Origin of the sequence: Bartonella sp. CL434QHHD, from assembly GCF_042195145.1 — a bacterium.
GTDB lineage: Bacteria > Pseudomonadota > Alphaproteobacteria > Rhizobiales > Rhizobiaceae > Bartonella.
In genome coordinates this window covers 65187-71414 of the sequence record NZ_JBHINT010000027.1, presented here as the reverse complement: position 1 = coordinate 71414, position 6228 = coordinate 65187, and the positions used below count along the sequence as shown (strand labels likewise).

Sequence of the window (6228 nt, the reverse complement as noted above, 5' to 3'; positions counted from 1 at the left end):
ACTAAAGCCAAACGCCGTGCTGTTTCCACAATGGGCGATAAAGCAATAATCGGTCTATTAGGGCGTTCACGAGAGGCGCGCACCCCCGTTGTTCCTGAAGCCGTATAGGCAACGATAGCGGATAGAGCAAGTGTTTCAGCAATCTGACGCGCAGCAAGAGAAATCGCATCCGTTCCTGTTGATTCTGGTGCTGGATGTTGTGCCCCAACCTGAGCGGCATAAGTGTGATCCTGTTCGATTTGCCGCGCGATTCGGTCCATCATAAGCACAGCTTCTTCAGGATAGCGACCAGAAGCAGATTCAGCAGACAACATCACCGCATCTGTTCCTGCATAAACTGCTGTAGCAACATCCGACACTTCTGCGCGTGTGGGAACAGGAGATGTAATCATTGATTCGAGCATTTGTGTTGCCACCACAACAGGCTTTCCTGCTAAACGACAAGCTTTTATGAGCTCCATCTGAAGTGCAGGGACCTTTTCCAAGGGCATTTCCACTCCAAGATCACCCCGTGCAATCATAATACCATCGGATACCTCAATAATTTTCTCTATATGCTCTAAGGCTTGAGGCTTTTCGATTTTAGCCATCAAAGACACCTTGCTTTTCGTCAACCGACGCACCGCCATAATATCTTCTGGACGTTGAATAAAAGAAAGAGCAACCCAATCAACAGGCTGCTGTAAAAGAGCCTGAAGATCCTCCTTATCTTTTGACGTCATCGAATCAAAAGGCAAAATTGTATCGGGAAAACTGACACCCTTTCGATCAGAAATACGGGTTCCAGAAACCACGCGACACTGTACAGAATGACCATCACAAACTTGCGCACGCAGTTCCACCCTTCCATCATCAATCAACAACCGATCCCCTAGTTTAACAGCCGAAAATACATCCTCATGAGGGAAAAAAACACGCTGTGCATCACCAAGAACATCGCGATTATCTAATGTAAAGCTTTGCCCAACACGCAAATCTTCTTGCCCCTTAGCAAAACGCCCCACACGCAGTTTTGGCCCCTGAAGATCCACTAAAATACCAATGGGGCGTCGAACTGTTTTTTCAACTTCTCGTATAGACTTGACCAAATCACCCAGCATATCACGATCAGTATGGCTCATATTAAGACGAAAAACGTCTGCCCCTGCCCTAAAAAGCTTCTCAATCATCAAACGAGAAAAAGAAGAAGGACCAAGAGTCGCAATAATTTTTACTTTACGTGCACGTTTCACGGTGGAGAATTTCCTGAAAGAGAAGGTATAACTGAATTGTTTAACAAAGACTCATCCGTCAACTGTACCATCCAACTGGTTTGATTTCCGGTATCGATCTCTTTAAATTCAGCCTTTTGATATCCTCGAGGGAAACAATCATGAACCCCTTGAATGGTAAATTGGCTATCTTGTACACACATGGTCACAGAGCCTGCCCAGTTCCCTTTTTTTTGTGCTCCTTCCGCATAAAAATAATAAAACCGTGAAGCAAGAGGCCCCTCAATTAAAGTTTTACATTCCGTCACTGGTACCGTCCACCAGCCTTCGCTCACCCACCCTGAAAATGTACGATATCCAAGAGCAACCCCTACAGACTGTTGGGTTGTATTACAAACTCTAAAGTCAGCTTTTGCAAAAACAACGAGGGGAAACAAGAGCAAAATACTCAAGAGAAAAACTTTTAATCCTTTCTGAAACACCCAATATCGTTTTTTTAAAATCACAAAACTTCCTCTATAATGTCAAATTCTCAAAACAAATTACACATTTCTTTTTTAAAAGCTTTTCAAGTCTAAAACGTATATTTTCATATTTTTCTTTTTATAGCCCTTTTATCAATGCATATATCTTAAAAATTTTACAAAATATTTAAAGTCAATTTGTAAAAAAGCTGTGTAGCTTGATTTACTTTTTATTTTCAAGCTTTTTAACATAAATTCGTCGTCGAAAAACAACTTAAAATATATAACTTGGAGAAAAATACAATGAACGATACAGTAACCGATCAAACACACGCTATATCCGTAAACCAATTACGCTCTTTTATCGAACGTATTGAACGACTAGAAGAAGAGAAAAAAACCATTTCTGATGATATTAAAGACGTTTACACTGAACTTAAAGGCTCTGGCTTTGATAGTAAAGCTGTTCGAAGCATTATACGGCTGCGTAAAAAAGAAGAGCATGAAAGAATGGAAGAAGAAGCAATCATTGAACTTTATAAAAATGCGCTTGGTATGAATTAAAGCCATTGATAACATTGAAAATTTTCTTAAGAAAAGAAAATACAAAAAACAAATGGCAAAAAATAAATGAATGTATAAAAATTTCACCCAACAATAAGCCGTTTGTGTAACTTGTAACGAGACTATCGGTCACAGAATACACAATATTGCAACAGCCCTCACATTTAAAAGGATTTATACAGAGAATTTTTATTCTTATTCTTCAATCATTGTTTATCCACATAAACCCTCACTTGTATGCCAACCCAGTTTGTGATGTGCAAGAGAGGTGTTTTTTATGATTAAACATCAATAAATTTGAAGTGAGAAAGTCTTCCGATATTGAGGACTCTCTTCAAATTGAAAAAAAATGAATTATGATGATAAATCAATTTATTATCTACGAAAAGAAACATATGAAAATGGTCAGCAGTTGAAATCCGCTAAACGAGATTCTAAACTATTTATAAAAGAAGAGGTGGTTAAAGATCTTAATCTTTGAGGATAGGGAGAAATTCAGCATATTTACACATTTGATAAAAAGACCCTTAACAAAACTTTATTGGAATCTATTAACGGACTCATAAAGATCATTGATTCGAGAGGTTAGAATGTGATCTCTCCATTTTCCAGAAATCATCAAATAGTCTTTGGCATAGCCCTCTTTTTCAAAATGAAGGCGTTTTAATAAACGTTCGCTTTTTATGTTCTCAGGTCTATAATTTGCCATCACTCTATGTAGATGATAAACATGAAAGATATGGCGTATTAGAGCCGATAAACTCTCAAACATGAGACCTTTGCCTTGTTGTTTTTCATCAAGAGAAAAACCAAGATGACAGGCTTGAAAAACACCCCGAACCACATTTGTAAAATTCACAACACCGATGACTGTGTTTTCATTTTTTAATCGTACAGCATATCGATATGCTTGTCCCTGTGCACTTTCACAAGCAAATGCATTGGCTCGTGTTTCCCAAGCTGTTAGGGTATGGTAATCGTCAGATCTAACAGGTTCAAAAGGATGCAGATGATTCGCATTACGGAGGTAATAAGAAGACAGTTCAGCTGCATCTTCTAAACCGATCAATGTAGAAATTGTTTGCTTTGTTTTAATTGCCATCATTTTCTCCTCCTAAACAATATTACAATAACACGTTGATTTATCTTAACAAATCATCATTTTTAAACTCAAATCATAATGTCGAATACAGTAAGCTTTCCTCATCACAACACTTCTTACGTTAGAATCAATGAGGATCATTTGCTTTTCCATCATAAGCGGAGGTGGTATGTTTAAAGCATAAGGTAAAGACAAGGGAATATTTCTTATGAATGCTCTCAAGTTCCAAGGGGCGCTGTAGCAACATTGGGGACTGGCAAAGTATGCAATGGAACTGGTATACTTCCATATACGAAATTTTGAAAAAACTCACGGCAAAGATAGTTTTGTTTCTTTGCCTTGTAAGCTCAGAGCATGCTTGTTTTGCGCTACCATATCACTGCCCCCGTATACAAATCCCAATGACCATCGCCTTGAGGTGCTATATGTTACAGTGCAATCTAAAAAGTCTCTGCCATAACTCGTCAACAACACTGTTCGCGCAAAATCAGCCATAAGATCTTGTAACAAATCAAAGAAAAGCGATGATGCAATACGAATTAAAATGCTTAGATATTAATATCTAAAACATTACCGTGAACACGCTTCCATTTCTTCGCGTAAAATTTCAAGTTCTAACCATTCTTCTTCTTTTTGTGTGCAAGTATTTTTCTTTTTTTCCAACGCTGTTGATAAACGCTCAAAACGCTCTTTATCACTGCGATAAAGGGCTGGATCAGAGAGTTCTTGCTCAATTTTTTTGATTTCGTCCTGCAAAACAGCAATTTCTTCAGGCAATTTTTCCAATGCATAAACCTGCTTATAAGACAATTTACTTCGTGTTTTTTTCTCCCGCCCTATCAAGCCATGATCTGTTGATGTGTCCTGCTTTGAAAGCTCTCCCGCATGAGATTTTGAAGGTGCTTTACGCTGCGATAATTCTGTTTTTTTGCGTTGTAAACGAAGAGCATGCTGGTTTTGCGCCATCATATCACTGTAGCCGCCCGCATACAAAACCCAATGACCATCACCTTGAGGTGCCAACATATGCGTTACAGTACGATCTAAAAAGTCTCTGTCATGGCTGACCAACAATACAGTTCCCGCAAAATCAGCAATAAATTCTTGCAACAAATCCAAAGTTTCCATATCCAAATCATTGGTCGGTTCATCAAGAATCAAAAAGTTTGCAGGACGAGAAAGAAGTCGTGCAAGCATGAGGCGTGCTCTTTCTCCCCCGGAAAATTCTTTAAGGGGAGTGCGTGCTTGTTCCGGTGAAAATAAAAAGTCTTTCATATAAGAAACCACATGCCGCTCCAGCCCATTGATCACAAGAGTATCACCTCTTCCCCCCGTTAAATAATGCGCTAAAGTTTCTTCTTCATTTAAAATACGTTGCTGATCAAGCAATGCCATAGAGAGGTTATAGCCATGCCTCACCGTTCCACTATCCACGGCTTCTTGCCCAATTAATGCAGAAAGGAGCGTTGTCTTTCCGATTCCATTGGGTCCTACCAACCCGATTCGATCACCCCGCTGAATGCGCAAAGAGAAATCTTTCACAATAATGCGATCACCATAGGATTTTGAAATTTTCTTTGCTTCAAGCACCAATTGCCCAGAATCATGACTTTTTGCTGCTGTCAAAAGTGCATTTCCCGGCTGCCCTTTATAGGTTTGATGACGCTGTCTTAAGTCTTTTAATTCGCCTAAGCGCCGTACATTACGCTTACGCCGTGCGCTCACGCCATAACGCAACCATTGCTCTTCACGAGCAATTTGGCGCCCCAATTTATGCTGTTCGATGGCTTCTTCTTCCAGTGCTTTATCACGCCAATTTTCAAACTCAGAAAAACGCTTTTCCAGTCTTTTGGTTGTGCCACGATCAAGCCATACCGTTGACCGCGTAACATTTTCTAAAAATCGCCGATCATGGGAAATCACCACAATCGCTGAACGCAAAGAAGCCAAAACAGCTTCCAGCCATTCAATGGTTGGTAAATCAAGATGATTGGTTGGTTCATCTAAGAACAAAATATCGGGTTTTGCAGCAATGGCCCGTAACAGTGAAACACGCCGCTTTTCGCCTCCCGAAAGCGTTTCCAATTTTTCCGCCCCAGAAAACCCTAAATTTGTGCGAAGCGTATTGATCCACTGGACATCAGATGTATCGTCCAGCCCCGCTTCCATATAAGCATTAATATCTTCAAATCCTGAACAATCCGGATTTTGTGAGACATAACGGAGCGTTACTCGCGGGTGGCGAAAAATTTCGCCACCATGAGGTTCTAATATTCCTGCGGCAATTTTTAATAGGGTCGATTTTCCACAACCATTACGGCCGACCAGCGCAATACGCGCCCCCTGCTCAACCGATAAACAAGCTTGATTGAGCAAAGGCGTTTTTCCAAAATTTAAGAAAATGCGGTCAAGCCGCAGAAGCGGCACCGCCATTAACGAACGCGGCGCGGACAAGGTGCTTTATACATCACCCCTCTTGCATCACGGTAAGCACATAATTGTCGTACAGGAACTCTCTGTCCACAAGGTGCTTGGTAAACATGCCCTCTACGACCACGATACGTGCACAATTGTGATACCTGTCTTTGTTGTTTTCTTTGATTTGCAGCTGCACCTGTTACTGTTCCAGCCAAAGCACCAAATGCTGCACCGGTCAGTGCTGCTCCAGGCGTACTTCCAGCAATAGCAGTTCCAGCCAAAGCACCGATTGCTGCTCCTCCTACGCCGTAACGTGCAACGCGTTCATCGTTTGTAGTACAAGCGACTGAACTGAAACCAATGGCTGAAACAACGGCCACTTTAAAAATTGATTTTAACATATCAAAACCTTTCCTTCTCAAGATCAATACATATATCGTTTATGTCGGCACTTCATCACTAGGCCCCC

Annotated in this window: 6 protein-coding genes; 1 reads left to right on the top strand and 5 read right to left on the bottom strand. The window is 40.6% G+C overall.

All coding sequences use genetic code 11. From position 1 onward, the window contains the following. Both pyk and ACFILN_RS04845 read right to left on the bottom strand, forming a co-directional pair. Positions 1–1232: pyruvate kinase (pyk, locus tag ACFILN_RS04850; RefSeq protein WP_375670992.1), on the bottom strand; the 1232-nt coding region annotated here is incomplete at its 3' end. Beyond that, positions 1229–1717, bottom strand: coding sequence for a DUF1036 domain-containing protein (locus ACFILN_RS04845; RefSeq protein ID WP_273790491.1), 489 nt, complete (start codon positions 1715–1717; stop codon positions 1229–1231). The genes ACFILN_RS04845 and pyk, both read right to left, overlap by 4 nt. Positions 1718–1978: 261 nt before the next feature. Between ACFILN_RS04845 and ACFILN_RS04840 the strand changes: the two genes are divergently transcribed. After that, complete coding sequence (locus ACFILN_RS04840) at positions 1979–2239, top strand: DUF2312 domain-containing protein (protein WP_005774567.1); 261 nt, start codon at positions 1979–1981, stop codon at positions 2237–2239. A 538-nt stretch (positions 2240–2777) separates the two neighbouring features. Here ACFILN_RS04840 and rimJ read toward each other — a convergent pair. The 3 genes from rimJ to ACFILN_RS04825 form a co-directional block, all read right to left on the bottom strand. Continuing rightward, complete coding sequence (gene rimJ / locus ACFILN_RS04835) at positions 2778–3341, bottom strand: ribosomal protein S5-alanine N-acetyltransferase (RefSeq protein WP_273790492.1); 564 nt, start codon at positions 3339–3341, stop codon at positions 2778–2780. A 570-nt stretch (positions 3342–3911) separates the two neighbouring features. Continuing rightward, entirely contained in the window at positions 3912–5774 is a 1863-nt protein-coding gene (locus ACFILN_RS04830; RefSeq protein WP_375643316.1) for an ABC-F family ATP-binding cassette domain-containing protein, read from the bottom strand. After that, positions 5774–6160 (bottom strand): hypothetical protein, encoded by a 387-nt coding sequence (locus ACFILN_RS04825; RefSeq protein ID WP_273790493.1) that lies wholly within the window; start codon positions 6158–6160, stop codon positions 5774–5776. The genes ACFILN_RS04830 and ACFILN_RS04825 overlap by 1 nt, the downstream gene beginning before the upstream one ends. Positions 6161–6228: the final 68 nt, after the last annotated feature.

Excerpts from the sequence above, each read along its gene's own strand:
- rimJ (WP_273790492.1), bottom strand. The coding sequence starts at position 3,341 with ATGGCAATTAAAACAAAGCAAACAATTTCTACATTGATCGGTTTAGAA.
- ACFILN_RS04840 (WP_005774567.1), top strand. The coding sequence starts at position 1,979 with ATGAACGATACAGTAACCGATCAAACACACGCTATATCCGTAAACCAA.
- ACFILN_RS04830 (WP_375643316.1), bottom strand. The coding sequence starts at position 5,774 with ATGGCGGTGCCGCTTCTGCGGCTTGACCGCATTTTCTTAAATTTTGGA.
- ACFILN_RS04825 (WP_273790493.1), bottom strand. The coding sequence starts at position 6,160 with ATGTTAAAATCAATTTTTAAAGTGGCCGTTGTTTCAGCCATTGGTTTC.